At 72.1% G+C, this 26729-nt stretch carries 24 protein-coding genes; 14 read left to right on the forward strand and 10 right to left on the reverse strand.

The genetic code is table 11. From position 1 onward, the window contains the following. The first annotated feature begins 77 nt into the window (after positions 1-77). From ACFW48_RS27260 to ACFW48_RS27270, 3 genes are all read left to right on the forward strand, one after another. A complete protein-coding gene (locus tag ACFW48_RS27260; RefSeq protein ID WP_386318768.1) occupies positions 78-662 on the forward strand; it encodes a hypothetical protein in 585 nt (194 codons plus the stop codon). After that, positions 659-1528 (forward strand): YihY/virulence factor BrkB family protein, encoded by an 870-nt coding sequence (locus tag ACFW48_RS27265; RefSeq protein WP_386318770.1) that lies wholly within the window; start codon positions 659-661, stop codon positions 1526-1528. The genes ACFW48_RS27260 and ACFW48_RS27265 overlap by 4 nt, the downstream gene beginning before the upstream one ends. Before the next feature lie 111 nt (positions 1529-1639). Continuing rightward, positions 1640-2746, forward strand: a complete 1107-nt coding sequence (locus tag ACFW48_RS27270; protein WP_386318772.1) for a winged helix DNA-binding domain-containing protein — start codon at positions 1640-1642, stop codon at positions 2744-2746. Between the two features lie 103 nt (positions 2747-2849). Here ACFW48_RS27270 and ACFW48_RS27275 read toward each other — a convergent pair whose 3' ends face one another. From ACFW48_RS27275 to ACFW48_RS27285, 3 genes are all read right to left on the reverse strand, one after another. Beyond that, the gene (locus ACFW48_RS27275) at positions 2850-3632 is read right to left on the reverse strand and encodes a S1 family peptidase (protein ID WP_386318773.1); all 783 of its coding nucleotides are present in this window, start codon (positions 3630-3632) and stop codon (positions 2850-2852) included. 225 nt (positions 3633-3857) lie between these two features. Beyond that, the gene (locus ACFW48_RS27280; protein ID WP_386318774.1) at positions 3858-6689 is read right to left on the reverse strand and encodes an AAA family ATPase; all 2832 of its coding nucleotides are present in this window, start codon (positions 6687-6689) and stop codon (positions 3858-3860) included. A 206-nt stretch (positions 6690-6895) separates the two neighbouring features. Further along, positions 6896-7735, reverse strand: coding sequence for a response regulator transcription factor (locus tag ACFW48_RS27285; protein WP_386318775.1), 840 nt, complete (start codon positions 7733-7735; stop codon positions 6896-6898). 124 nt (positions 7736-7859) lie between these two features. Between ACFW48_RS27285 and ACFW48_RS27290 the strand changes: the two genes are divergently transcribed. Both ACFW48_RS27290 and ACFW48_RS27295 read left to right on the forward strand, forming a co-directional pair. Continuing rightward, positions 7860-9533: an AMP-binding protein gene (locus tag ACFW48_RS27290; RefSeq protein WP_386318777.1), complete on the forward strand. Its 1674-nt coding sequence runs from the start codon at positions 7860-7862 to the stop codon at positions 9531-9533. Then, positions 9530-11158 carry an AMP-binding protein gene (locus ACFW48_RS27295; protein ID WP_386318779.1) on the forward strand — a complete coding sequence of 543 codons (1629 nt, stop codon included), beginning with the start codon at positions 9530-9532 and terminating at the stop codon, positions 11156-11158. Before ACFW48_RS27290 ends, ACFW48_RS27295 begins: the two co-directional genes overlap by 4 nt. Positions 11159-11176: 18 nt before the next feature. Here ACFW48_RS27295 and ACFW48_RS27300 read toward each other — a convergent pair whose 3' ends face one another. Further along, positions 11177-11863, reverse strand: coding sequence for a hypothetical protein (locus tag ACFW48_RS27300; RefSeq protein ID WP_386318781.1), 687 nt, complete (start codon positions 11861-11863; stop codon positions 11177-11179). A 146-nt stretch (positions 11864-12009) separates the two neighbouring features. On the opposite strand from ACFW48_RS27300, the gene gcl reads away from it, so the two are divergent. After that, positions 12010-13794: a glyoxylate carboligase gene (gene gcl, locus ACFW48_RS27305; RefSeq protein WP_386318782.1), complete on the forward strand. Its 1785-nt coding sequence runs from the start codon at positions 12010-12012 to the stop codon at positions 13792-13794. 77 nt (positions 13795-13871) lie between these two features. On the opposite strand, the gene ACFW48_RS27310 is transcribed toward gcl, so the two are convergent. The 5 genes from ACFW48_RS27310 to ACFW48_RS27330 form a co-directional block, all read right to left on the reverse strand. Further along, a complete protein-coding gene (locus ACFW48_RS27310) occupies positions 13872-14510 on the reverse strand; it encodes a TIGR04222 domain-containing membrane protein (protein ID WP_386318784.1) in 639 nt (212 codons plus the stop codon). Between the two features lie 68 nt (positions 14511-14578). Next, positions 14579-14830, reverse strand: coding sequence for a hypothetical protein (locus tag ACFW48_RS27315; protein WP_386318786.1), 252 nt, complete (start codon positions 14828-14830; stop codon positions 14579-14581). A 453-nt stretch (positions 14831-15283) separates the two neighbouring features. Further along, entirely contained in the window at positions 15284-16762 is a 1479-nt protein-coding gene (locus ACFW48_RS27320) for a catalase (protein ID WP_386318788.1), read from the reverse strand. 178 nt (positions 16763-16940) lie between these two features. Beyond that, positions 16941-17831: a 2-hydroxy-3-oxopropionate reductase gene (locus ACFW48_RS27325; protein WP_386318789.1), complete on the reverse strand. Its 891-nt coding sequence runs from the start codon at positions 17829-17831 to the stop codon at positions 16941-16943. Between the two features lie 48 nt (positions 17832-17879). Next, positions 17880-18719 (reverse strand): TIM barrel protein, encoded by an 840-nt coding sequence (locus tag ACFW48_RS27330; protein WP_386318791.1) that lies wholly within the window; start codon positions 18717-18719, stop codon positions 17880-17882. A 139-nt stretch (positions 18720-18858) separates the two neighbouring features. Here ACFW48_RS27330 and ACFW48_RS27335 point away from each other — a divergent pair, with 139 nt between their 5' ends. The 8 genes from ACFW48_RS27335 (at position 18859) to ACFW48_RS27370 (ending at position 26124) form a co-directional block, all read left to right on the forward strand. After that, entirely contained in the window at positions 18859-19125 is a 267-nt protein-coding gene (locus ACFW48_RS27335) for a hypothetical protein (RefSeq protein ID WP_386318793.1), read from the forward strand. Next, the gene (locus tag ACFW48_RS27340) at positions 19122-19490 is read left to right on the forward strand and encodes a helix-turn-helix domain-containing protein (protein ID WP_386318795.1); all 369 of its coding nucleotides are present in this window, start codon (positions 19122-19124) and stop codon (positions 19488-19490) included. The genes ACFW48_RS27335 and ACFW48_RS27340 overlap by 4 nt, the downstream gene beginning before the upstream one ends. A gap of 167 nt (positions 19491-19657) precedes the next feature. After that, complete coding sequence (uraD, locus tag ACFW48_RS27345; protein ID WP_386318797.1) at positions 19658-20167, forward strand: 2-oxo-4-hydroxy-4-carboxy-5-ureidoimidazoline decarboxylase; 510 nt, start codon at positions 19658-19660, stop codon at positions 20165-20167. A 2-nt stretch (positions 20168-20169) separates the two neighbouring features. Further along, positions 20170-20571, forward strand: a complete 402-nt coding sequence (gene uraH / locus ACFW48_RS27350; protein ID WP_386318799.1) for a hydroxyisourate hydrolase — start codon at positions 20170-20172, stop codon at positions 20569-20571. Positions 20572-20578: 7 nt separating this feature from the next. Beyond that, on the forward strand, positions 20579-21514 hold the full coding sequence (gene pucL, locus ACFW48_RS27355; RefSeq protein ID WP_121749901.1) for a factor-independent urate hydroxylase: 936 nt from the start codon (positions 20579-20581) through the stop codon (positions 21512-21514). A 64-nt stretch (positions 21515-21578) separates the two neighbouring features. After that, complete coding sequence (locus tag ACFW48_RS27360) at positions 21579-22991, forward strand: nucleobase:cation symporter-2 family protein (protein WP_386318801.1); 1413 nt, start codon at positions 21579-21581, stop codon at positions 22989-22991. A gap of 70 nt (positions 22992-23061) precedes the next feature. Beyond that, complete coding sequence (locus ACFW48_RS27365) at positions 23062-24462, forward strand: 8-oxoguanine deaminase (RefSeq protein WP_386318803.1); 1401 nt, start codon at positions 23062-23064, stop codon at positions 24460-24462. Positions 24463-24738: 276 nt separating this feature from the next. Further along, positions 24739-26124 (forward strand): nucleobase:cation symporter-2 family protein, encoded by a 1386-nt coding sequence (locus tag ACFW48_RS27370; protein WP_386318805.1) that lies wholly within the window; start codon positions 24739-24741, stop codon positions 26122-26124. Between the two features lie 182 nt (positions 26125-26306). Here the strand turns inward: ACFW48_RS27370 and ACFW48_RS27375 are convergent, their stop codons facing one another. Next, positions 26307-26729 (reverse strand): acyl-CoA thioesterase, encoded by a 423-nt coding sequence (locus ACFW48_RS27375; RefSeq protein WP_386318807.1) that lies wholly within the window; start codon positions 26727-26729, stop codon positions 26307-26309.

Below are 26729 nucleotides of genomic sequence, written 5' to 3' on the forward strand. Positions count from 1 at the left end.
CGGGCGCACACCCGCACCGGTGGCGGCGGCGAACCGGGGCAGCCGTATGACCGGACGTCCGTGAAGGAGACCGACTCGTGAACCCGTTGCGCAACACCGTCAACCGCACGCTGCTCGCGCTGGCCGGGACGGCCCTGCTGGCCGGCGGTGGGTGGCTCGTCCTCACCGCCGGCCCGATCGCCGAGCGGCTGCCCGGGTGGTGGCCCGGCCCGGGTTCCGGCACGGTGCTGCTGGACCGCGCGGGCCTCGCCGACCTCCGTGGCCACGGTTGGTGGACCCTGGTGGCCGTCGCCGGCCCGGCCTCGGCGCTGCTGCTGTGCCTCGTCTGGTTCCTGGCCCAGTCGCGACCCGGCGGACGCCGCCGGCTGCCGCTGGCCGGCCCGCCCCTCACCCTGCGCTCCCGCGCGCTGGCCGACGCCGTCGCCCGGCGCGCCGAGGCCACCCCCGGGGTCGCCCGCGCCCACGTACGGCTGCCCGCGGGCCCGAAGCGGTCGCGGACCCGCGTGCGCCTGCTCCTGGAGCCCGACGCCGCACCCGGACCCGTCCTGGAACGGGTCACCCACGGCGCGCTCGACGAGGCCCGCCGGTCCCTGGCTCCCCACCCGCTGGCCACCCACGTCCGCATGGGCGTGCGGTCCCACCGCGAGCGGCGTACGCGATGACGACCTACCTGGAGGCACGGCTGACCCGGCTCAGGGACCGTTCGGTGCCGTGGACCGGGGCGCTGCGCCGGGTGCCGCGGGCGATGTGGGACGACAACGTCTCGGACTGGGCGGCGGCCCTCACCTACTACGCCGTCCTCGCCCTGGTACCCGCCCTCGTCGTCACCGCGTCCGTCATCGGCCTGGTGGCCCCCGACCTGACGGACCGTCTCATCGCGGACGTGACGTCCTGGGCGCCCGCGCAGTCCGGTGCCGAACTGCACCGCACCCTGCACGAGATGGCCAGGCAGCGCTCCGCCGCCCTGACCGTGGCCGTGGCGGGCGGCGTCAGCGCGCTCTGGTCGGCCTCCAGCTACCTGGCCGTCTTCCGCCGCGCCCTGCACGACATGCACGGCGTTCCCGACCGGCGCCCCCTGTGGCACCGGCTGCACCGAATCGTCCTGACCGCGCTGAGCCTGCTCGGTCTGCTCTTCGCCAGCGCCCTGGTGCTGCTGCTGACCGGACCGCTGGCCCAGGCGCTCGGCCGGTGGATCGGCATCGGTGCGACGGCGACCACCGCATGGTCCGTGCTGCGCTGGCCGGTCCTGCTGTGCCTGGCCGCCCTGCTGGTCCTCGTCCTGTTCCGCACCGGCCCCGCAGCGGCCCGCAGAAGCCGTCAGGCCCTGCCCGGCGGCGCCCTGGCGGCACTGCTGTGGCTGGCCTCCTCGGCGGCCTTCTCCCTCTACGCCTCCGGCATCGGCACCTACGGCAGGCTGTACGGCTCCCTGGCCGGCGTCATCGTCTTCCTGGTGTGGCTGTGGGTGTCGAACCTGGCCCTGCTGGCGGGCGCCCGCTTCGCGGTGGAGCTGAGCCGGGCCGAGGACTGACGCCGAGGACTGACGCCGGGGACTGACGCCGGGGACTGAACGAGAGGTGCCCCGCGCTCCCGGACTCCTCGCGGACAGAAGCTGTCCGCAAGCCCCGCTACCGTGCACACCATGACGACCAAGGCACGAACGACGGCCCCCGCCCTCGGCACCCGCGCCCTCAACCGGGCCACCCTGGCCCGGCAGTTGCTGCTGCGCCGCGCGTCGATGTCCGCCGAGGCCGCCGTCGCCCACCTCGTCGGACTCCAGGCGCAGAACGTGAAGCCCCCGTACTACGCGCTCGCCGCCCGCCTCGACGGCTTCACGCCCACCGACCTGTCCGGGCCGATGGCCGACCGCCGGGTCGCCCGCCTCGTCACCATGCGCTCGACCATCCACACCCACACCGCCGACGACTGCCTCACCCTGCGTCCGCTGGTGCAGGCCGCCCGGGACCGGGAGTTGGGGAGCTTCCGCAAGGGCCTCGTGGGCGTCGACCTGGACCGGCTCGCCGTCCTCGCCCGCGAACTCGTGGAGGCCGAGCCGCGCACCTTGGGCCAGTTGCGCGAGGCCCTCCTCGCCGAGTGGCCGGGCGCCGACCCGCGAGCGCTGTCCGTCGCCGCCCGCTGCCGGCTCCCGCTCGTGCAGGTGACGCCGCGTGGGCTGTGGGGGAGAAGCGGCCAGGTGACGCTCACCACCGCCGAGCACTGGCTCGGACGCCCCGCGCTGCCCGCGCCGGCACCGGACGACACCGTGCTGCGCTACCTCGCCGCCTTCGGCCCCGCCTCCGTGAAGGACATGCAGACCTGGGCGGGACTCACCCGCCTCCGGGACGCCTTCGAACGGCTCCGCCCCCGGCTCGTCACCTTCCGGAGCGAGGACGGCACCGAGCTGTTCGACCTCCCCGACGCGCCCCGCCCCGACCCGGACACGCCGGCCCCGCCGCGCCTCCTCCCGGAGTTCGACAACCTGCTCCTCTCCCACGCCGACCGCTCCCGTGTCGTCCCGCCCGCGTACAAGGGCCGCACCTGGAAGAAGAACCAGGCCTACCGCGTCCTCCTCGTCGACGGCTTCGTGGCCGGGCTGTGGAAGCTCGACGACGACGCGCTCGTCGTCGAGCCCTTCGACCGCCTCACCAAGGCGCGGAAGGACGAGGTCGCGGCCGAGGGGGAGCGGACGCTGGCGACGATGCACCCGGGGGCGGCGTACGACGTCCGCTTCGGGACGGTGCGCGACTGACATGGAGAGGGGGCGTTGCGGGCCGCTCGTGGAGGCTCGCAACGCCCCCCGGTCTTTCACCTGAGGGGTACTCAGGAGATCAGGAGAGCCGCCGGGGCGGGGGCTACGAGGTGACCTGCGCGGTCACCAGGTCCGAGAACGTGGTCAGCCGGGAGTAGACCCCCGGGTAACCGGCCCGGGCGCAGCCCTCGCCCCAGGAGGTGACGCCGGCCAGGACGCCCCCGACGAGCGGGGGTCCGCCGCTGTCGCCCTGGCAGGTGTCCACACCGCCGGAGGTGTATCCGGCGCACACCATGTCGCCCGCGACGAAGTCGGAGCCGTAGGAGCCGCGGCAGCTCGTGTCCGAGACGACCGGGACGGTCGCGGTCCGCAGCTGGTTGGAGGAGCCGCCGTTCTCCCGGGTGGTGCCCCAGCCGAGGACGCGGGCGGTGGTGCCGGCCGCGTAGACGGAGGTGTCCGAGGAGGAGACGTACTTCGCCGGGGTGTACGGCATCGACCTCGACAGGGTCAGTACGGCCACGTCGTCGCCGTTGGTGACGCGGGTGTAGTCCGGGTGGATCCAGATCCTGCTGACCTGGGCGACCGTACCGTTGGTGCCGTTGAGGTAGGTGCGTCCGCCGACCACGCGCACGCTGCGGGTGGTCTCGCCGACCATGCAGTGCGCGGCGGTGACGACCTTGGTGGGACTGACCAGGGTGCCGCCGCAGAACTGGTTCTGCGAGGCGTCCGTGATCTGCATGACGAAGGGGTACGCGCTCGTCGTGGTGGTCGTACCGCCGACGACCGGCTGCGGTGCGGCGACGGCGGCGGGGGCGGCGAGCAGCGCGGTGGCGCCGGCGGTGGCCAGGGCGGCGGCGGCCGATCTGGCGCGGGTGAGCCCGAACATGAGTCTCCTCAAGGGGTTGCCGGTGGGGGGTCGCACGGGCGTGGGGGGTGGCACGGGGGTCTCGGGACAGACCCCCGTATGCCCGGGCGAGCGGCACGTGCTCACGCTAGAACCGGCGGTATGGACCGCCCAATGAGGGAAGCCCCTAGGGGAGTCGGGCAGGGAAAACCCTCGGTTCACCGTCGGTAAACCCTGCCCTTCCCAGGTTGGTGAACCCCGCCCTTCTCAGTCGGGTCGCCGGCCCGCCGCCAGTCTGACGATGTCGACCCGGGATCGGATCCCGAGCTTGCGGTAGACCCGGGTCAGGGTCGCCTCGACGGTCTTGACGCTGACGAACAGGCGGGCGGCGATCTCCCGGTTGGTCGCGCCCTCCATGACGAGCGCGGCCACCTGACGCTCCATCGAGGCGAGTCCCGCCAGGCCGTCCGGCACGGTGGGCGGCGCCGGGGGCGGCCCTGTCGCCTGCGCCGCGACCGCCGCCTCCACCTGCCGCAGCCAGGGCAGCGCCCGGCAGCGCCGGAACAGCCGAGCCGCCTCGTCGTACGACGCCGGTCCGGCCGCCCGTCCCGGCCGTCCGGCGTGCAGCGCCGCCAGCGCGAAGGCCGCCCGCGCCTCCTCCAGGCCGTAGCCCAGCCCGGCGAGCCGCTCCCGCGCCGACGCCAACCGGGTGACGGCGGCCCGGTGTTCGCCCCGCGCCGCCCGCACCTGTGCCTCGGCCCGGTCCAGCACGGCGAGCACGCTCTCCCGCCCGAGCCGGAGCGCGTGCGCGCGCGTGACCTCGATGACGTCCTGGGCCTCGGCCGGTTCCCCGGTGCGCACCAGGGCCTCGGCTAGGTCGCCCTGCCACCTGCCGCGCGCCGGGTCGGTGATGCCCGCCCCGGCCTCCAGCTCCCGCACCCGCCGCAGCGCCCGCACGGCCGCCCCGGCGTCGCCCGCCACCAGGCTCGCGTGCCCGAGCGCGGCCAGCGCCCGCGACAGGTACACGGCGTCGCCGTCCTCCTCGGCCCGCCGCACCGCCTCCCGCGCCAGCGCCAGCGCCCGTTCCACGTCGCCGCCGGCGGCCTCGGCGAGCGCCGCCTGCATCGCGCCCGCGCCCTCGCCGATGCCCGCGTCCCGCGCCAGCGTCAGACTCTCCCGGGACAGTTCCAGGGCCCGGCCGCAGTGCCCGGAGTGCAGTTCGGTCTCGGCGAGGAAGCGCAGGTAGTGGACCTCGCTCTCGGCCATGCCGCGCCGGCGCACCTCGCGCAGCAGCGCGGTGACGGTGGTCCGCGCCTCGGCCAGCCGGTCGCTCATCACCAGCCACCGGAACCGCGACGAACCGGCGCCGTTGTGGTGGCACGCCACCCGGGGGTCCTGCGGCTCCTCCAGCGCCCGCCGAATGGTCGCCGGGGCGCCCGGATGCCCCATCAGCGTCTCGGCCTGGGCCTGGAACGCGAGCGCGAGCACTTCGGTGCGCCGGTCCCCGGCCCGCGCCGCCAGCCGGGCCGCGTGCGCGGCCTCCTCCCGGCCCTGCGCGAAGTCGCCCTGCACCACCAGGGAGCGCCAGGCCAGCTGGTAGTGGACCAGGGCGAGCAGCCGCGGGTCGTCACCCGCGTCGGCCAGGGCCTGCGGGAAGACGGCGTCGACGTCGCCGATGGCCTGCCCGGCCGCCTCGATCACCACCATCCAGGCGCGTACCCGTTCGCCGGGTGCGCCGGTCCGGGTCAGCACCTCGCGGGCGATGTCCCGGGCGAGGTCCACCTCGCCGGCGGTGATCGCGTCCTCGGCGGCCGTCAGCCGGCGCTCGTCCGGTCCCGGTGCGCTGTCCGCCGGGGTGTGCCGGGCCGCGAGCAGCCCCAGCGACGCGGCCACCGACGGCGCCCCGCGGTCCCGGGACAGCGCGGCGGCCTCCGCCAGCCGGGCCGCCACCTCCGGGTCGGTGCCGGTGGTGGCCAGGGCCAGGTGCCGGGCGCGCTCGATCGGGTCGGAGGCCGCCGTGGACAGCGCGGCGTGCGCCGCCCGCCGCTCCGGCGCCGGTGCCTCGGCGTACAGCGCGGCCGAGATCAGCGGATGCGCGAACCGTACGGTCGGACCCTGCGGGTCGGTCGCCAGCAGTCCGAGCGTCGCCGCCTGGGCGGTCTCGGCCTCCGCGTTCTCCCGGCCGGCCGCGTGCAGCAGCGCCGGGGTGGGGCGGGCGCCGGCGCTCGCGACCAGGAGGGTGCGGCGCGCCTCGTCCGACAGCATCTCCAGCCGGGACAGGACCAGGGCGCGCAGCGAGGTCGGCACCGGCAGCGGCTCGCCCGGCCGCGGCGGGGTGGGGCTCTCGGCCAGCGCCCGGCCCAGCTCCAGCGCGAACAGCGGATTGCCGCCGCTGGTGCGGTGGATGTCGCGGACCGTGGAGCGGGGCAGGCTCGCGTAGCCGCGTTCGTCGAGCAGCGTCGACACCTGGGCGCGGGTCAGCGGGCCGAGGCGGACCGCGCGCGTGTCCGGCGGGGACGCGCGCAGATGGCGGTCGTACTCCGCGCCCTCGGTCTCCGGCCCCTCCGTCCGCACCGCGCACAGCAGCCGTACCGGGGTGTCGCCCAGACGGCGGGCGGCGAAGCCGAGCAGCTCGGCGCTGGCCGGATCGAGCCACTGCAGGTCGTCGGCGACGACGAGGACGGGCCCCTCGGCGGCGAGCGCACGCAGCGCGGAGAGCACGGCCAGGCGCAGCGCGAGACCGTCGCGCTGGAGCGTGGACTCGCCGCGGCCGGTGAGCGCCGACTCCAGCGCGGTGCGCTGGGCGGCGGGCAGCCCGTCCGACACGTCGTCCAGGACCAGCCCCAGGAGGTCGGCGAGGGCCAGGAAGGGGAGATGGGATTCGGACTCGGTGGCCGAGCAGCGCAACACGGTGTGCGCGGTGCGGGCATATTCCGCGGCCAGGGTCCGCAGGACGGTCGACTTTCCAATTCCGGCGGGCCCGTGCAGCAGCACGCTCCCCCCTCGGGCGAGCTGCTCACGCGCCGCGCCGAACGACTCCTCCCGCCCGATGACCAGGTCGGAACGGCACCCGCCAGACTCCGCGAAGTCCCGTCGCACGGTGACCGCTCCCCTCCGTATGTCGTGTCCCGGCCAATATTAGGCATCGGTCCATTGAATTACGGGGGGACGAGCGGGTGAGCCGAATAACAAACGGCGGCACCGAAAACAAAGGCCGTGGAAAACACCGCGATTGCCCGCCCACGACAACGCCGCGGATGCGCGTGCCGCGCCCCGCGACGCCGGCAAGATCCAAACGACAGACCCTAGGGCAGCCACCCCGCCCTGCGCGCCGCGACGACCGCCTCTCCGCGCGTCCGGGCGCCGAGCTTGCGCATGGCCGAGCGCAGGTAGCCCTTGACGGTTTCCGGCCGCAGGCCGAGCCGCTCCGCGGCCGCCGCGTTCGTCGCGCCCGCGGCCACGCAGGCCAGCACGTCCATCTCGCGCGGAGCCGGCCGGGGCCCCTGGGCGGCGGCCCCGCTCCCCACCGCCAGCAGCCCGCACGCGCGCAGCAGTTCGTCCCGCAGCGACGGGTCCGCGATCCTGGGTGCCAGTGCCCGCAGCGCCGCGTGCGCCTCCCGTACCTGTTCCCAGGCCGCGGCGCCCGCGGGGTCGCCTGCCGGCTCCGGCCGGGCCGCCGCCAGCAGTTCACCCGCCTCGTCCCGCAGCACCAGCGCCTGCTCCACGTCCCGAGCCGCCGCCACGGCCGCACTCAACGTGCGCTCGCCCAGCGGCTGGGCCGTGCGCAGGGCGCCGTACAGCACGCCGCGCACCCGGCGCCGTACGACCACCGGCACCGCCAGCACCGAGCGCAGGCCCTCGGCGGCGACCGGGAGGTCGTACTCGTGGCTGATGTGCCGGGAGACGGAGTAGTCCGTCACGGCGCACGGCCGGGTGAGCTCCACGGCCTTGCCGCCCAGCCCGTTGCCCGACGTCACCGCGAGGGCGCTGAGCGCGGTCGTGGCGGTGCCGCTGAGTTCGCTGATGCGCACCCGTCGCCGCCCGCACTCCACCAGCCCGCCGAAGGCGACCGGCAGCCCGGTCGTGCGCCGCATCCTCACCAGCGCGTTCCGGATCTCCACCACGTCGGCCGCGTCCACCGCCACTCGTTCCGCCCTCCCTCGCGCCCGTCCCGGGACGCACACCCCCGTTCGGGGGTAGTGAGACCTGCATCACGGATTAGACGATGGCACAGAGCCGCCCGGCAAGGTCCGGCACAGAGGAGGACAGATGACGACGGCCACGGAGCTGTTCCGCAGCGCACGGGACTTCCTGCTGGAACACCGCGAGGACTACACCGCCGCCTACGAGGGGTTCCGGTGGCCGCGGCCCGAGCACTTCAACTGGGCGCTGGACTGGTTCGACGTCATCGCCGACGGCAACGAACGCACCGCGCTGCACATCGTCGAGGAGGACGGCTCCGAGGTCCGGGTCTCCTTCGCCGAGATGGCCGCCCGCTCCGACCGGGTCGCCAACCGGCTGCGCGAGTGGGGCGTCGGCCCCGAGGACCGCATCCTCGTCATGCTCGGCAACCAGGCCGAACTGTGGGAGACGGCGCTCGCGGCGATGAAGCTCCGCGCCGTCGTCATCCCGGCCACCCCGCTGCTCGGCCCCGCCGACCTCCGCGACCGCGTCGACCGCGGCCGGGTGAGCCATGTCGTCGTCCGCGCCGAGGACACCGGCAAGTTCGCCGACGTACCCGGCGACTACACGCGCGTCGCGGTGGGCGGAACGACGGAGCCCGGCTGGCGGCGTTACGAGGACGTGCACACGGCCTCCGACGCCTTCGCCCCCGACGGCCCCACCGCCGCCGACGACCCGCTGATGCTGTACTTCACCTCGGGCACGACCGCCCGCCCCAAGCTGGTCGAGCACACCCACGTGTCGTACCCCGTCGGGCACCTGGCGACCATGTACTGGATCGGGCTCAAGCCCGGCGACGTCCACCTGAACATCTCCTCGCCCGGCTGGGCCAAGCACGCCTGGTCGAACCTGTTCGCGCCGTGGAACGCCGAGGCGACCGTCTTCCTGTACAACTACACCCGGTTCGACGCGGCCCGGCTGATGGCCGAGATGGACCGGGCCGGCGTGACCACGTTCTGCGCCCCGCCGACGGTCTGGCGGATGCTCATCCAGTCCGACCTGAGCCGGCTCACCACCCCGCCGCGCGAGGTCGTCGCCGCCGGTGAGCCGCTGAACCCCGAGGTGATCGAACAGGTCCGCCGCTCCTGGGGCAGGACCATCCGGGACGGCTTCGGACAGACCGAGACCGCCGTCCAGGTCTCCAACAGCCCCGGCCAGGTCCTCAAGACCGGTTCCATGGGCCGCCCCAGTCCCGGCTACCGCGTCGAGCTGCTCGACCCGGTCACCGGCGCGCCCGGCGCGGACGAGGGCGAGATCGCCCTGGACCTGTCCGACCGTCCCGTCGGCCTGATGACCGGCTACCACGGCGACCCCGACCGCACCGCCGAGGCGATGGCCGGCGGCTACTACCGCACCGGAGACATCGGCGCGCGCGACGAGGACGGATACCTGACGTACGTCGGCCGCAGCGACGACGTCTTCAAGGCCTCCGACTACAAGATCTCCCCGTTCGAGCTGGAGAGCGCCCTGCTGGAGCACGCGGCGGTCGCCGAGGCCGCGGTCGTGCCCGCCCCGGACGAACTGCGCCTCGCGGTGCCGAAGGCGTACATCGTCCTGGCGGCCGGCTGGGAGCCGGGCCCGGACATCGCGAAGGTGCTGTTCGAGCACTCCCGCGAGACCCTCGCCCCCTACAAGCGCGTCCGCCGCCTGGAGTTCGGCGAGCTGCCCAAGACCGTCTCCGGCAAGATCCGCCGCATCGAACTGCGCGAGGCCACGGCGGCCGGTTCCCTGAACGAGTACCGCGAGGAGGACTTCCGGTGACCCCGCAGCCGTCACGACCGGCGCAACCGTCGTACACCCACGGCACCAGCACCACCCCCCTCCTCGGCGACACCATCGGCGCCAACCTCGACCGCGCGATCGCCGCCCACCCGGACCGCGAGGCCCTGGTCGACGTGCCGTCCGGACGGCGCTGGACCTACGCCGAGTTCGGCACGGACGTCGACGAGGTGGCGCGCGGGCTGCTGGCGAAGGGCGTCGGCAAGGGCGACCGGGTCGGCATCTGGGCGGTCAACTGCCCGGAGTGGGTCCTCGTCCAGTACGCCACCGCCCGCATCGGCGCCATCATGGTGAACGTCAACCCGGCCTATCGCGCGCACGAGTTGGAGTACGTGCTCAAGCAGGCCGGCATCGCCGTGCTGATCGCGTCCCTCTCGCACAAGAGCAGCGACTACCGGGCGATCGTGGAGCAGGTCCGCGGCAGGTGCCCCGCCCTGCGGGAGACCGTCTACATCGGTGACCCGTCCTGGGGCGCGCTGACGGCGGGTGCCGCCTCGGTGCCGCAGGAGCGGGTCGATCTGATCGCCGCCGAGCTGAGCTGCGACGACCCGGTCAACATCCAGTACACCTCCGGCACGACCGGCTTCCCGAAGGGCGCCACCCTCTCCCACCACAACATCCTCAACAACGGCTACTGGGTGGGCCGTACGGTCGGCTACACGGAGCAGGACCGGGTGTGCCTGCCCGTGCCCTTCTACCACTGCTTCGGCATGGTCATGGGCAACCTCGGCGCCACCTCCCACGGCGCCTGCATCGTCATCCCCGGCCCGTCCTTCGAGCCGGCCGCCACGCTGGAGGCGGTGCGGCGGGAGCGGTGCACGTCCCTGTACGGCGTCCCCACCATGTTCATCGCGGAGCTGAACCTCCCCGACTTCGCCTCCTACGACCTCACCTCCCTGCGCACCGGCATCATGGCCGGCTCGCCCTGCCCGGTGGAGGTCATGAAACGGGTGGTCGCCGAGATGCACATGGAGGAGGTCTCCATCTGCTACGGCATGACCGAGACCTCCCCGGTCTCCCTCCAGACCCGGATGGACGACGACCTCGAACACCGCACCGGCACCGTCGGCCGGGTCCTGCCCCACATCGAGGTCAAGGTCGTCGACCCGGTCACCGGCGTGACCGTGCCGCGCGGCGACGCCGGCGAGCTGCGCACCCGCGGCTACAGCGTGATGCTCGGCTACTGGGACGAGCCGGAGAAGACCGCCGAGGCCATCGACCCCGGCCGCTGGATGCACACCGGCGACCTCGCGGTGATGCGCGAGGACGGCTACGTCGAGATCGTCGGCCGCATCAAGGACATGATCATCCGGGGTGGCGAGAACATCTACCCGCGCGAGGTCGAGGAGTTCCTCTACGCCCACCCGAAGATCGCGGACGTCCAGGTCGTCGGCGTACCGCACGAGCGCTACGGCGAGGAGGTCCTCGCCTGCGTCATCCCGCGCGACGCGGCCGACCCGCTCACCCTGGAGGAGCTGCGCGCCTACTGCGAGGACCAGCTGGCCCACTACAAGGTGCCCAGCCGCCTCCAGATCCTCGACTCCTTCCCGATGACCGTCTCCGGGAAGGTGCGCAAGATCGAGCTGCGGGAGCGGTTCGGGGCGTAGGGCGCACCGAGTGGGAGATCAGCCGGCCGTGGCGTCCAGCGCCACGGCCGGCGCGTTGACCGGGCGCGGCACACCCGCGGGGTCGAGGACGAAGAGCGGGACGCCCAGCAGATCGGCGCGGGCGCGGGCCTCCTCGGCGTACCCGGCGAGGGAGAAGTAGACGCAGGCCGCGGACTCCGCCATGGCGGTCAGCCACAGGCACTCCACGTCCCGCGCCGAGGCCGGTCCCACCGTCGGATCCACCTGGACGACGATGCCGGGCGCGGCCAGCCCGATGCCGGACACCGGCCGCTGCTCGGCGCGCCGGACGTCCCGGTGACCCAGCCCGCGCAGATACAGGACGGCGGCGGTGACCGCGTCCCGGGCGGTGCGGATCGGGACGGCCCGGTGGGCGGGGACCCGCGACCCGGGGGGACGCCCGGACCGGCCGGTGGCCGCGCGGTCCACCGGCACGCACAGCACCGTCCCGCACGAGCAGCCCAGCTCCGGCCGCGGCCACCGGCTCTCGGCCCCGCAGGCCGCGCAGCGCACGCCGATCCACTCCTCGTCCCACGTCCGGTGGGTGACCGCGGTCGGAGACCCGCGCGGATCGAGCGCCGGGGCGACGGGCGCCCCGCACGCACAGGGATACGACGGTGCCGTGTAGCGGTGCCGGCGCCCGCAGGCGGTGCAGCACACCGAGATGGTCTCGGACATGGCCCCCATCGTCCTCTCTTGACGACCCTCCGCTACCCACTTACATTACTTCCAGATCGTAGAAAACAAATTTCGCTATACGGAAGTTGCTACGGAAGAGCTCACCGCGGGGCGCGACGGGCGTGCGAATCCGAAAGCCGGAGCAGGAGTACTCGATGGCTCGTATGACCGCTGCCCGAGCGGCAGTTGAGATCCTCAAGCGCGAAGGCGTCACCGACGCGTTCGGTGTGCCGGGAGCGGCGATCAACCCCTTCTACGCGGCGCTCAAGGCATCCGGCGGCGTGAACCACACCCTCGCCCGGCACGTCGAGGGCGCCTCGCACATGGCCGAGGGCTACACGCGGACCCACCCCGGCAACATCGGCGTCTGCATCGGCACCTCCGGGCCGGCCGGCACCGACATGATCACCGGCCTCTACTCGGCGATCGGCGACTCGATCCCGATCCTGTGCATCACCGGCCAGGCGCCGACCGCGGTGATCCACAAGGAGGACTTCCAGGCCGTCGACATCGCCTCCATCGCCAAGCCGGTGACCAAGATGGCCGTCACCGTGCTGGAGGCCGCGCAAGTCCCCGGCGTCTTCCAGCAGGCGTTCCACCTGATGCGCTCCGCCCGGCCCGGCCCGGTCCTGATCGACCTGCCGATCGACGTCCAGATGACGGAGATCGAGTTCGACCCGGACACCTACGAGCCGCTCCCGGTCTACAAGCCGGCCGCGAGCCGCGCCCAGATCGAGAAGGCCATCGGCCTGCTCAACGCGTCCGAGCGCCCGCTGATCGTGGCCGGCGGCGGTGTCATCAACGCCGACGCCGCCGACCTGCTGGTGGAGTTCGCCGAGCTGACCGGCACCCCGGTCGTGCCGACCCTGATGGGCTGGGGCCTGCTGCCCGACGACCACGAGCTGAACGCCGGCATGGTCGGCCTCCAGACCTCGCACCGCTACGGCAACGCGACCTTCCTGGAGTCCGACTTCGTCCTCGGCATCGGCAACCGCTGGGCCAACCGCCACACCGGCAAGCTGGACGTCTACACGGCAGGCCGGAAGTTCGTCCACGTCGACGTCGAGCCGACCCAGATCGGCAAGATCTTCGCCCCGGACTACGGCATCGCCTCCGACGCGAAGGCGGCCCTGGAGCTGTTCGTCGAGGTGGCGAAGGAGCTGAAGGCGGCCGGGAAGCTGCCCGACCGCTCCGCGTGGGCCGCCTCCGCGCAGGAGCGCAAGGCCACCCTCCAGCGCCGTACGCACTTCGACGACATCCCGATCAAGCCGCAGCGCGTCTACGAGGAGATGAACAAGGCCTTCGGCCCGGAGACCCGGTACGTCTCCACCATCGGCCTCTCCCAGATCGCCGGCGCGCAGATGCTGCACGTCTACCGCCCGCGGCACTGGATCAACTGCGGCCAGGCCGGCCCGCTCGGCTGGACCGTCCCGGCGGCGCTCGGCGTCGCCAAGGCCGACCCCGACGCGCAGGTCGTGGCGCTCTCCGGCGACTACGACTTCCAGTTCATGATCGAGGAACTGGCCGTCGGCGCGCAGCACAAGATCCCGTACGTCCACGTCCTGGTCAACAACTCCTACCTGGGCCTGATCCGTCAGGCGCAGCGGGCGTTCGAGATCGACTTCCAGGTCAACCTGGAGTTCGAGAACATCAACTCGCCCGAGTTGGGCGTCTACGGCGTCGACCACGTCAAGGTCGCCGAGGGCCTCGGCTGCAAGGCGATCCGGGTGACCGACCCGGGCGAGCTGGGCGCGGCCCTGGAGCAGGCCAAGAAGCTCGCCGCCGAGCACCGGGTGCCGGTCGTGGTCGAGGCGATCCTGGAGCGCATCACCAACATCTCCATGTCGGGCACCAACGACATCGGCAACGTCATGGAGTTCGAGGAGCTGGCGACCGAGCCGGGGCACGCCCCGACGGCGATCCGGACGCTGAAGGCCTGACCCTTACGCGGCACCGCGAGAGCGGCCCGGTCCTGACGGACGGGCCGCTCTCTCGCGTGCCCTGCCGCGCTTCCCGCTCAGTCGCCGCCGCCACCTCCGCCGCTCCCGCAGTAGTACGCCATGCCGCCTCCCGAGCCGCTTCCGCGTTCAGGAGGGGAGTGCTTGAGCAGGCCCTTGTCCGCCACCTCCACCCGGTCGGTGAGCCCGGCCCGCAGAGCGAAGCGGGGCAGCAGCACGCGCAGGGCGGCCACATCGTGCAGGGCGACGGCGAGCAGCCTGTCGTCGGCCGTCAGGCCCCGCCGGCTCGTGGGCAGCGGGTGCGCCTCCCGCAGGGACCGCACCCGGCGGCGGGCGGCACGGGTCGGACCGAGCAGCGGGTAGCGCAGCAGCCCGGCCTCCGCCAGGGGGATCCGCATCAGCGCCACCGCCAGGCGGACGTCCGTGTGCCGGGTCAGCCTCCTCGGCGCGAGGGGCTCGTGGAGGCAGCCCCGCACCGCCTCCGCCAGCGGCGGGAGGGGAACCGCGGCCGCCCCCGGCTCCGTCGCCAGGGCCCGTACGGTGCCCGGCGGGCCGGTGTCGAGGGCGCCTCGCAGATACAGGTCCACCACGGCGACCGTCACGGCGGCACGGGGGCCGCCGCGCAGCAGCGCGACCTCGTGCGGTGCGAGCCGGACCGTCCTGTCGTCGTGCCTGTCGTCGTGCCTGTCGTCGCCCATGAGACCACCCCCGAGAGCACCCCGTGTTGCCCGGGGTTGTGCCCGCTGCCGGGAGCGCCTACGCGCCTTCAGCCCTCGTGGTGCTCATGGTGCTCGTGCAGTCCCGGCCAGTCGTCCGGGCCGCCGCCCTGCCACTCGACGAGGTCGCTCTCCCCGACGTCGGTCACGTACAGGTCGGCCAGCCGGAGCAGCTCGGCGACGTCGTCGGCGTGCGAGGCGACGCCCAGCGTCTCGTCACCGGAGGTGACCCGGCGGGAGCCGTCGAGGGCGGGGGCGTGGACCACGATGTGCGGATGCTCGGGTGGGTGTGCCGTTGCCATGTCTTCAGGCTGCTGCGCGGGCAGGGAATCCGCACCCCGGCGAACGCCGAGAAGCGCCGGATGCGGGACCGTCCGCATCCGGCGCTTCTCAGCCGGTGAAGGTTCTTCACGTGCTGTCACATGCTGTCACGTGGTGTCCGTCCGACAGCGCGAGGCTGGGCGCGACAGGTCGTTCGCGCCGCCGGACGGAGTTCTGGGGCCCCTTCCGAGAAGGGGCGGGTGGTGGCTGGGACCGCGGCGGTGCGACGGGTCCGGAACGCCTCTCCCCTCAGGTCGTAGGAGAAGCTTCCGGGCCCTTCACCACCGCACTGGCTCGCAGGCCGCCGCGGTCCTCGCCCTGCCCGCGCCGGCATCGGGCGGCAACCCCTCATCCGGGCCGCTCCGGTGCCTGCGCGGGCCGCGCGCACGGTCCCGGCCTCCCCGCCGGGTCCCGCGCGCGAGCTTGCTCGCCGGTCAGTCCTCGCGCAGGGCGCGGACCGCCTCTTCCACGCGCTTGCCGTACTCCGTGTCGGCGGCGTGGAAGTGGGCGAGGTTCTTCTCGACCACGTCGTTGCGGGAGACCTGGGACAGGCCGCCGGCGATGTTCGCGATCAGGCGCTTCTTCTCGTCCTCGGACATCAGGCGGAACAGCTCACCCGCCTGGAAGAAGTCGTCGTCCTTGGTGTGCTGCGGTGCCTCGTGGGTGCCGGTGTGGCCGGACACCGCGAGCGGGGCCGCCAGCGGACGGCCGGTCTCGACCGGGCCGTCGTAGGAGTTCGGCTCGTAGTTCTTGGCACCGCGGCCCTGCGAGTTGGCGGCCATCAGGCCGTCGCGGCCGTAGTTGTCCGCGCCGCCGGGCACCGCCTTGGGGGCGTTGACCGCGAGCTGGGTGTGGTTGACGCCCAGGCGGTAGCGGTGCGCGTCCGCGTAGGCGAACAGGCGGCCCTGGAGCATCTTGTCGGGGGAGGGGCCGATGCCCGGAACGAAGTTGTTCGGGGAGAAGGCGGCCTGCTCGACCTCGGCGAAGACGTTGTCCGGGTTGCGGTCGAGGACCAGCCGGCCCACGCGGTGCAGCGGGTAGTCGCGGTGCGGCCACACCTTGGTCACGTCGAACGGGTTGAAGCGGTAGTTCGCCGCCTCGGCCACCGGCATGAGCTGCACGTGCAGCGTCCAGGACGGGTACACGCCCCGCTCGATGGCCTGCACCAGGTCGGTCTGGTGCGAGGTCGGGTCCTGGCCCGCGAGCTTTGCGGCCTCGTCGGCGGTCAGGGTGCGGATGCCCTGGTCCGTCTTGAAGTGGTACTTGACGAAGAAGGACTCGCCCTTGCCGTTCGTCCACTGGTAGGTGTGCGAACCGAAGCCGTCCATGTGGCGGTACGACGCCGGGATGCCGCGGTCGCCCATCAGCCAGGTCACCTGGTGCGTGGCCTCGGGGGAGTGCGCCCAGAAGTCCCAGACGTTGTCCGGCTCCTGGCGGCCCGAGAACGGGTCGCGCTTCTGCGAGTGGATGAAGTCGGGGAACTTGATCGGGTCCTTGATGAAGAACACCGGGGTGTTGTTGCCGACGAGGTCGTAGTTGCCCTCTTCGGTGTAGAACTTCAGGGCGAAGCCGCGCGGGTCGCGGACCGCGTCCGCGCCACCCAGCGAGTCGGCCACGGTGGAGAAGCGCAGGAAGACCTCGGTGCGCTTGCCGACGGTGTTCAGGAAGTCGGCGTGCGTGTAGTCGGTGACGTCGTCGGTCACCTCGAAGTGGCCGTAGGCGCCGGAACCGCGGGCGTGCACCACGCGCTCCGGGATGCGCTCGCGGTTGAAGCGGGCCAGCTTCTCGATGAGGTGCTGGTCCTGGATGAGGAGGGGGCCGCCGATGCCGGCGGAGGCGGAGTTCTGGTTGTCTGCGACCGGGGCGCCGGACTCCGTGGTGAGAGTCCGCGTCGTGAGCACGCGCTGCGACATCGGGGACCTTCCGTGCGAGTGGTCAGCGGAAAACTGTTTCCGCTTCGTGGAGCCTAAGTTCGGGTGACATGCACGTCAACAGTTTGTTGAAGTGGGTTCCGGGTGGCGTCGCCGCTCGGGCGCGACAGGACAGGTGTCAGCGGCGGCGCCACCCGGAGGTCTCGTGAGGTGTCCGCGGTCAGACCTGGGCGCCGGAGAGGCGCTCCACGGCCCGCAGCAGGGCCGAGTGGTCCAGGCCGCCGTCACCCTGGGCGCGCAGCGAGGCGACCAGCTGGGCGACCGTGGCGCCGACCGGCAGCGCGGCGCCCACGTTGCGGGCGGCGTCGGTGACGATGCCCATGTCCTTGTGGTGCAGGTCGATGCGGAAGCCCGGCTTGAAGTCGCGGTTGAGGAAGTTGTCCTTCTTCCGCGTCAGCACGGTGGAACCCGCCAGGCCGCCGTTGAGGACGTCGAGGGCGGCCTTCAGGTCCACGCCCGACTTCTCCAGGAAGACCACGGCCTCGGCGCACGCCTGGATGTTGACGGCGACGATCAGCTGGTTGGCGGCCTTCACGGTCTGGCCCGAGCCGTGCGGACCGCACAGCACGATGGTCTTGCCGAGCGCCTCCAGGAGCGGCTTGGCCGCGTCGAAGTCGGCCTGCTCACCGCCGACCATGATGGAGAGTACGGCCTCGATGGCGCCGGCCTCGCCGCCGGAGACCGGGGCGTCCAGGACGCGGATGCCCTTGTCCTTCGCGGCCTTCGCCAGGTCGACCGAGGTCTGCGGGGTGATCGAGGACATGTCGACCAGCAGCGCGCCGGACTTCGCGTTCTCCAGGATGCCGTCGGGGCCGTAGGTGATGGCCTCGACCTGCGGGGACGCGGGCACCATGGTGACGACGACGTCCGCGTCGCGCACGGCCTCGGCGATGGAGCCGGCCACGGTGCCGCCGGCGGCGGACAGACGGTCCAGCTTCTCCTGCTCCAGGGTGAAGCCGGTGACCTGGTAACCCGCCTTGATCAGGTTCTCCGACATGGGGGATCCCATGATGCCGAGACCGATCCAGGCGACCTTGGGAAGCGTGCTCATGATGGGTGCCTCTCTGAAAATCTCTGGGAAGTTCCTGCGGTACGGCGCTCAGCGGGCCGCGCGGGCCTCGGCGGGCAGCCAGGAGAAGGCCTCGGCGCTGGGGTTGTCGCCCGGCTTGTACTCCAGGCCGACCCAGCCGTCGTAACCGGCCTTCCTCAGCTGGTCGAGCAGTTCCTCCAGCGGGAGGGAGCCCGTGCCCGGGGCGCCGCGGCCGGGGTTGTCGGCGATCTGCACGTGGCCGGTCTTCGCGGCGTACCGCTCGATCACCCGCGGCAGGTCCTCGCCGTTCATGGACAGGTGGTAGAGGTCCATGAGGAACTTGGCGTTGCCGAGTCCGGTGGCCTCGTTGACCTTGTCGACGACCTCGACCGCGGCCGGCGCCGACACCAGCGGGCACAGCGGCGACTCGGGCTTGTTGAGCGCCTCGATCAGCAGGATCGCGCCGATCCGGTCGGCCGCGCGGGCGGCGAGGACCAGGTTCTCCAGCGCCAGCTTGTCCTGCTCGGCCGGGTCCACGCCCTCGACGCGGTTGCCGTACAGGGCGTTGAGCGCCGTGCAGCCCAGCGACTTCGCGAAGTCGGCGGCCACGTCGATGTTGGCGCGGAACCGGTCCGACTCCTCACCGGGGATCGACAGGGCGCCGCGGTCGGGGCCCGGCAGCTTCCCGGCGTAGAAGTTCAGCCCGGTGAGCTGGACGCCCGCGTCCTCGATGGCCTTCTTCAGGCCGTCGAGCTCGGACTGCTCGGGGGTGGGCGAGTCGATCCAGGGCCACCACAGCTCGACCGCGGTGAAGCCGGCCGCGGCGGCGGCCGCGGGACGCTCCAGGAGCGGGAGTTCCGTGAAGAGGATCGACAGGTTGACGTTGAAGCGCTGATCTGCAAATCCCATCGGGTGCCGCGCTCCCTTCCGTTTCGATCGTGTTCCGCATTACGGAAGTTCGTTTCTGCTTAATGGAAGATTGCCGTCGGTCGGCGGAGCTTGTCAAGAGGGGGCGGCGGAAACGGTCACCGCGCGTTAGGTTGACCGGGTGCGATTGAGAGTGGAGTTCACGACCGAGCCCTTCGACCTGGACGAGGCACCCGCGCACGCGGTGGTGGCCCGGGAGGTCGTCGAGGCCGCGGAGCTGGACGAGGTCGACGTCGGCCCGTTCGGCAACACCGCCGAGGGCGGTGCCGACGCGGTACTCACCGCCGTGGACGCGCTGCTGCGCCGCTCCCTGGAGGCGGGCGCCACCCGGATCTCGCTCCAGGTCAACGTGGTCGAGGAGAGCGTGGCCGGGGAGGGCGAGCGGTGACGGGCGCGGGGGAGGAGCCCTTCATCGCGGCCGTGAAGCCCCTGGTCGACGCCATCGGCGGCGAGATACTCCCGCCGGACGAGGCCGGCCAGGACGACGTCGTGCTCTCCTGGGAGGGCGCCGATGTCGTCGCCGTACGCCTGCCGCAGCTCGCCGACTCCCTGGACCACATCCTGGCCGCCATGGAGCGCCGGGAGGGCAGGCCGCTGGCCGAGCTCGACCGGCGGAGCAAGCAGGAGGTCGTCAGGACCCTGGAGGCGCGCGGCGCCTTCTCCGTACGACACGGAGTGGAGACCGTCGCCGGCGCCCTCGGTGTCAGCCGGTTCACCGTGTACAACTACCTCAACCGCGAGAAGGGCGCCTGACCGGAGAACGGCGTCTGACCAGGCACAACCTCATGAACGGCAGGCCGCCGTCCGGTTACCGGGCGGCGGCTTTCGTTACCCCGAATTTTCAACAAAGTGTTGACGGCTTGTTTCCGAGGGCGTTAGCTATCGGCACGCCCGTTCAGCACAAGGCCACGGAGGCTCCCGTGACGTCCACTTCCGCGTCGGGCCTGGCCCGTTTCAACACCCTCGAGGAGTCCGCGGCACTCGCGGAACTCCACGAGGCGTGTGCCTCCACGGCGTGGGCCCGGCAACTGATCGCCGCCCGCCCCTTCGCCACCCCCGAGGACCTGTACACCGCCAGTGACGCCGCCATGGCCGAGCTGACGGCCGACGACCTCGCGGAGGCGATGGCCGGGCATCCGCCGATCGGCCGCCCCAAGCCGGGCGACCCGACCTCGTCCCGCGAGCAGGCGGGAATGGCCGGCGCCGCCGAGGAACTCAAGGCGGAGATGCTCGAACTCAACCTGGCCTACCAGGAGAAGTTCGGCCACGTCTTCCTCATCTGCGCCACCGGCCGGACCGGCGAGCAGATGAGGGACGCGGCTCTGGAGCGGATCGGCAACTCGCCCGAGCAGGAGCGGGAGATCGTCCGCACCGAACTGGGGAAGATCAACCGCATCCGCCTGAACCGACTCGTCGAACAGGACGCCTGACCATGAGCACCAGCACCACCGCCTCCGTGTCCACGCACATCCTGGACACCAGCGTCGGCCGCCCCGCCGAGGCCGTCGCCGTCCAACTCGCCGCCCGCGCGGGCAGCGAGGCGGACTGGCAGACGCTCGGCGGCTCCGCGACCGACGCCGACGGCCGGTGCAAGGACCTCCCGGCACTGCCGGAGGGCACCACACACGTACGGCTCGACTTCGACACCGAGACGTACTTCGCCAAGAAACAAGCCGCGGCCCAGCAGGACGCCCCCGCGCTCCGGGACAGCGAGAACGGCCGGCCGGTGTTCTTCCCCGAGGTCACCATCACCTTCGCGGTGGTGCCCGGTGAGCACTACCACGTTCCGCTGCTGCTCAACCCGTTCGGCTACTCCGTTTACCGAGGGAGCTGACCGACACATGACCCGTTTCGTCCTGGGACAGAACCAGTACGGCAAGGCAGAGAACCGCGTTGTCAAGATCACGCGTGACGGCGACACGCACCACATCAAGGACCTGAACGTCTCCGTCGCCCTCTCCGGCGACATGGAGGAGGTCCACCGCAGCGGGTCCAACGCGAACGTCCTGCCGACCGACACCACCAAGAACACCGTGTTCGCCTTCGCCAAGGAGCACGGGATCGAGAGCGCCGAGGACCTCGGCGTCAAGCTCGCCCGCCACTTCGTGGACAACAACGAGCCCATCCACCGGGCCCGCATCCGCGTCGAGGAGTACGGCTGGGAGCGGATCGAGACCTCGAAGGGCGGCGCCCGCTTCGTCGGCTCGGAGGAGATCGCCCACTCCTTCGTCCGCACGGGCCAGGAGACCCGCGTCGCGGAGATCACCTACGACGGCCACGGCATCCAGGTGCTCTCCGGCTTCAAGGACCTGACCGTCCTGAACTCGACCAACTCCGAGTTCTTCGGCTACCTGAAGGACAAGTACACCACCCTCAAGGAGGACTACGACCGGATCCTCGCCACCACCGTCTCCACCTGGTGGCGGCACAACTGGGACGGCGTCGACTCGCACGCCCCGGACTGGGACCGCTCGTACAACGGTGTGCGCAAGCACGCGCTCCAGGCGTTCGCCGAGACCTACTCGTACTCGCTCCAGCAGACCCTCTTCGAGATGGGTGTGCGGGTGCTCAACTCCCGCGACGAGGTGGACGAGATCCGCTTCTCGATGCCCAACAAGCACCACTTCCGCTCGGACCTGTCGCCCTTCGGGATCGACAACGAGGCCAAGGACGGCGCCGTCTACTACGCCGCCGACCGCCCCTACGGCCTGATCGAGGCCACCATCCTGCGCGACGGCGCCGAGCAACTCATCCCGGTCGACATGACCAACCTCTGACGCGGACAGCGCGCCCCCGGCCGGCCATCCGGACCCGGGGGCGCGCCACACCGGAGGAAACAACATGGCACTGCCTGCGAAAGGGCCCGTCACAGGCCCGGGTTCCACCCCGCCGGTGCACGAGGAGGACGCCGTCACGTCCGTGCACCCGGTGGACGAGAAGCTCCACCCCTCGCGGCTCGTCCCCGCCGCGCTCCAGCACATCGCCGCCATGTACGCGGGCGTTGTCACTCCTCCGCTCATCATCGGCCAGGCCGTCGGCCTCGACCTCGAGGGCCGCACCCGGCTGATCGCCGCGAGCCTGCTCATCGCGGGCATCGCCACCCTGATCCAGACCATCGGCGTGAAGGGCTTCGTCGGCAACCGCCTGCCGTTCGTCAACGCCGCCTCCTCGGCCGGCATCGCGCCCATCCTCGCCATCGCCGAGACCAACAGCGAGGGCAGCCAACTCCCCGCCATCTACGGCGCGGTGATGGTCGCCGGTGTCTTCTGTCTCACCGTCGGCCCGTTCTTCGGCCGGCTGCTGCGCTTCTTCCCGCCCCTGGTCACCGGCGTCGTCATCACCCTCATCGGCGTCACGCTGATGCCCGTCCCGGTCGGCTGGGCCCAGGGCGGCGACAAGGCCGCCGCCGACTTCGGCTCGATGCGCAACCTCGCGCTCGCCGCCTTCACCCTCGGCGTCATCCTCGTCATGCAGCGCTTCGGCAAGGGGTTCCTCAAGCAGGTCGCCCTGCTCTTCGGACTGCTCATCGGCACTCTGGCCGCCATCCCCGCCGGCATGGCGGACTTCAGCGCCCTGAAGTCCGCCCCGGTCGCCGCGCTGCCCACGCCCTTCGCCTTCGGCGCCCCCGAGTTCCAGCCCGCGGCCATCCTGTCGCTGTGCATCGTGATGCTGGTCCTGATGACCGAGTCCAGCGCCGGCATGCTCGCCCTCGGCGAGATCTGCGACCGTCGCGCCGACTCCAAGGTCATCACTCGCGGCCTGCGCACCGACGGCCTCGCCACCCTGGTCGGCCCGGTCTTCGGCGGCTTCCCCACCTCCGCCTTCGCCCAGAACGTCGGCGTCGTCTCCCTCACCCGGGTACGCAGCCGCTACGTCGTCGCCGTCGCCGGCGCCACCCTGCTGGTCCTCGGCGCCTTCCCGGTCCTCGGCGCGGTCGTCTCCCTGGTCCCGATGCCGGTCCTCGGTGGTGCCGGGATCGTGCTCTTCGGCTCGATCGCCGTCAGCGGCATCCGCACGCTGTCCGAGGCCGGTCTCGACGACAGCTCCAACATCATCCTGGTGGCCGTGGCGCTCGGTGCGGGCATCATCCCGCTGGCCGCGCCGACCTTCTACGCCGAGTTCCCGGCGTGGGCCCAGACCGTCCTCGGCTCGGGCATCAGCGCCGGTGCGCTCGTCGCGGTCTCGCTCAACCTGTTCTTCCACCATCTCGGCACCCGGAGCCGCCAGACGGTTCCGGCACTCAAATCCTCCTAGGGTCCTGCCGTGCCCTCCCCGTGGGTACTCACGTCCCGCCCATGGGCCCACTGAAAGAGAAGGAAGCAGCATGGCAGCATCATCGGCAGCCGAGCGCGTGGCCGAGCGCGTGGTGATCGAGAACTGCGCGATCGCCACGGTGGACGCGGGCGACACCGAGATCGCCTGGGGCCACTTGGTCCTCGCCGGCAACAGGATCGAGTCAGTCGGCGCGGGACAGGCACCCCAGGGTCTGGAGAACGTGGTCCGCCGGATCGACGCGACCGGCCATCTGGTCACGCCCGGCCTGGTCAACACCCACCACCACTTCTACCAGTGGATCACCCGGGGCCTGGCCACCGACCACAACCTCTTCAACTGGCTGGTCGCGCTCTACCCGACCTGGGCGCGCGTCGACGAGCCGATGGCGTACGCGGCGGCCCAGGGCTCCCTCGCGATGATGGCCCGCGGCGGCGTCACCACCGCCATGGACCACCACTACGTCTTCCCGCAGGGCTCCGGCGACCTGTCCGGCGCGATCATCCGCGCCGCCCGCGAGATGGGCGTCCGCTTCACCCTCGCCCGCGGCTCCATGGACCGCGGCGAGTCCGACGGCGGGCTGCCGCCGGACTTCGCGGTGGAGAGCCTGGACGGCGCGCTCGCCGCCACCGAGGCCACCGTCAAGGAGCACCACGACTCCTCCTTCGACGCGATGACCCAGGTCGCCGTCGCCCCTTGCTCCCCCTTCTCCGTCTCCACCGAACTGATGCGCCAGGGCGCGGAGCTGGCCCGCCGGCTCGGCGTGCGGCTGCACACCCACGGCTCGGAGACCGTGGAGGAGGAGAAGTTCTGCCACGAGCTGTTCGGCATGGGCCCGACCGACTACTTCGAGTCCACGGGCTGGCTCGGCGAGGACGTGTGGATGGCGCACTGCGTCCACATGAACGACTCCGACATCGCCGCCTTCGCCCGCACGAAGACCGGCGTCGCGCACTGCCCGTCCTCCAACGCGCGACTGGCCGCCGGCATCGCCCGCGTCCCCGACATGCTCGCCGCCGGCGTCCCGGTCGGCCTCGGCGTGGACGGCACCGCCTCGAACGAGTCCGGCGAACTCCACACCGAACTGCGCAACGCCCTGCTCATCAACCGCCTCGGCGCCCACCGCGAGGCCGCGCTGAACGCCCGCAAGGCGCTGCGGCTGGGCACCCACGGCGGCGCCCAGGTCCTGGGCCGGGCCGCCGAGACCGGCTCGCTGGAGCCGGGCAAGCTGGCCGACCTCGTGCTGTGGCGGATGGACACCCTCGCCCACTCCTCCATCGCCGACCCGGTGACCGCCCTGGTCTTCGGCGCCGCGGCCCCGGTCACGGCGTCGTTCGTGAACGGCCGCCAGATCGTCGAGAACGGCCGGCTGCTCACGGTCGACGAGGACGCCATCGCCCGCTCCACCCGGGACGAGGCGCGCCGCCTGGCGCGGATCGCGGCGCAGGGCTGAACCACCGAGCAGCCGGTCCGCCGGCCTGCCGGTAGTCACCCTCGTACAACTGAACACCACTAGATCTCCGGCCGGGAGGGACGGCTTCCGGCCGGTAGCCGTGGACCCGAGCGGGGTCCATGGCGGCCGTCTCCGGGGCGTGCGCCCATGCGCACGCCCCCGGAGCGGTCACCGTTTCCCCGAACGGCCCGTCACGGTCCCGCACGACCACCACCAGCACCACCTCCCTGACACCCGCGTCAGAGTCGACGTGTACCCGACCGGAGGAACGCCGCCGTGGCCGACCACCCTGTTGACGAGAAACTCCCGCCACTGAAAATGGCGACTACCGGCCTGCAGCACGTGGCCGCCATGTACGCCGGAGTCGTCGCACCACCCCTGATCGTCGGTGCGGCCATCGGCCTCACCGCCACCGAACTGACCTTCCTCACCGGCGCCTGCCTGTTCACCGCCGGCCTCGCCACCTTCCTGCAGACGCTCGGCATCTGGAAGATCGGTGCCCGGCTGCCCTTCGTCAACGGCGTCACCTTCGCCGGTGTCGCCCCCATGACCGCGATCGTCGCCTCCACCGAGGACAAGTCCGACGCGCTGCCGATCATCTTCGGCGCCGTCATCGTCGCCGGACTCCTCGGGTTCATCGCGGCCCCCTTCTTCAGCAAGGCGATCCGCTTCTTCCCACCGGTCGTCACCGGCACGGTCATCACCCTCATCGGCATATCCCTGCTGCCGGTGGCCTTCGGCTGGGCGCAGGGCGCCAGCCCGGAAGCCGACGACTTCGGGTCCGCGACCAATCTGGGCCTGGCCGCGATCACCCTGGTCATCGTCCTTCTCCTGCGCCGCTTCACCCGCGGCTTCGTCAAGCAGATCGCCGTGCTGCTCGGCCTCGTCGCGGGCACGCTCATCGCCATCCCGTTCGGCGTCACGGACTTCGGGCCGGTCGCGGACGCGAGCGTCGTCGGCTTCCCGACCCCGTTCCACTTCGGCGCCCCGCAGTTCCAGCTCGCCGCGATCCTCTCCATGTGCGTGGTGATGGTGGTCTCGATGACCGAGTCCACCGCCGACATGCTCGCCCTGGGCGAGATCGTGGACCGCAAGGCCGACGAGAAGGTCATCGCGGCCGGCCTGCGAGCCGACACCCTGGGTTCGGCGATCAGCCCGCTGTTCAACGGCTTCATGTGCAGCGCCTTCGCCCAGAACATCGGCCTCGTCGCGATGACGAAGATCCGCAGCCGCTACGTCGTCGCCGCGGGCGGCGGTTTCCTGGTCCTGATGGGCCTGTGTCCGATGGCCGCCTCGCTCATCGCCGTCGTGCCCCGACCGGTCCTCGGCGGTGCCGGCGTGGTGCTGTTCGGGTCGGTCGCGGCCAGTGGCATCCAGACGCTGGTCCGGGCGAGCCTGGACAAGGACAACAACGTCCTGATCGTGGCGGTTTCCCTGGCTGTCGGCATCATCCCGATCGCGGCGCCGGAGTTCTACCACTCGTTCCCGGAGAACGCGAAGATCATCCTCGACTCGGGCATCTCGACCGGCTGTGTGGCCGCCGTCCTGCTCAACCTGATCTTCAACCACATCGGCCAGGGACGGGAGGCGGAGGAAGTCACCCATCCCATGGAGGCGGGGGAGGAGATCACCGAGGCGTCCCGCACCGCGGCCACGCCGTGAGCCCGGGTGCTTTAAACACGCGGGTCGGCGCCTCGACGAGAGGTGCCGACCCGCACACGTCACCGCCCCCGCCGCCGAAGGCGGAGTACCAACTCACACCCGCAGCCCCGGGGTCGCACCAGTGGCCGCTGCGACACCGAGCACCGCTCGGAACTGCTGGACGCCTGAGCGCCGCTTCGGGGTCACAGGCCGAACAGGTCTGGCCGCACCGCCAGTTCCTTGAACCGCTGCCGCGGATCGGCCACCAGTTTGCGCGCGCCGAGGTCCATGAGCCCGCCGACGCCCTCCACCTCGGCGGCGACCGTGCCGTCCGCCTTGCGAATGACCTGCCGGATGCGGAACGTCCTGCCCTCGCCCCACTCGAACGCGCAGGTCACCTCGGCCTCGTCGCCCGCGAGCAGTTCCCGCCGGAAGCGGATGGTCGTCTCCAGGGCCACGGGCCCCACGCCGCGGGCGACCAGGTCGGCCTGCCGGATTCCGGCCGCCTGGAGCAGCGACCAGCGGGCGTGCTCGGCGTAGTTCAGGTACACGGCCTGGTTCAGGTGGCCCTGGGTGTCGGTCTCGTACCCGCGGACGGTCACCGGGACGGAAAACGGCTCGCTCAC

Source organism: Streptomyces sp. NPDC058812 (assembly GCF_042744565.1).
Lineage (GTDB): Bacteria > Actinomycetota > Actinomycetes > Streptomycetales > Streptomycetaceae > Streptomyces > Streptomyces thinghirensis.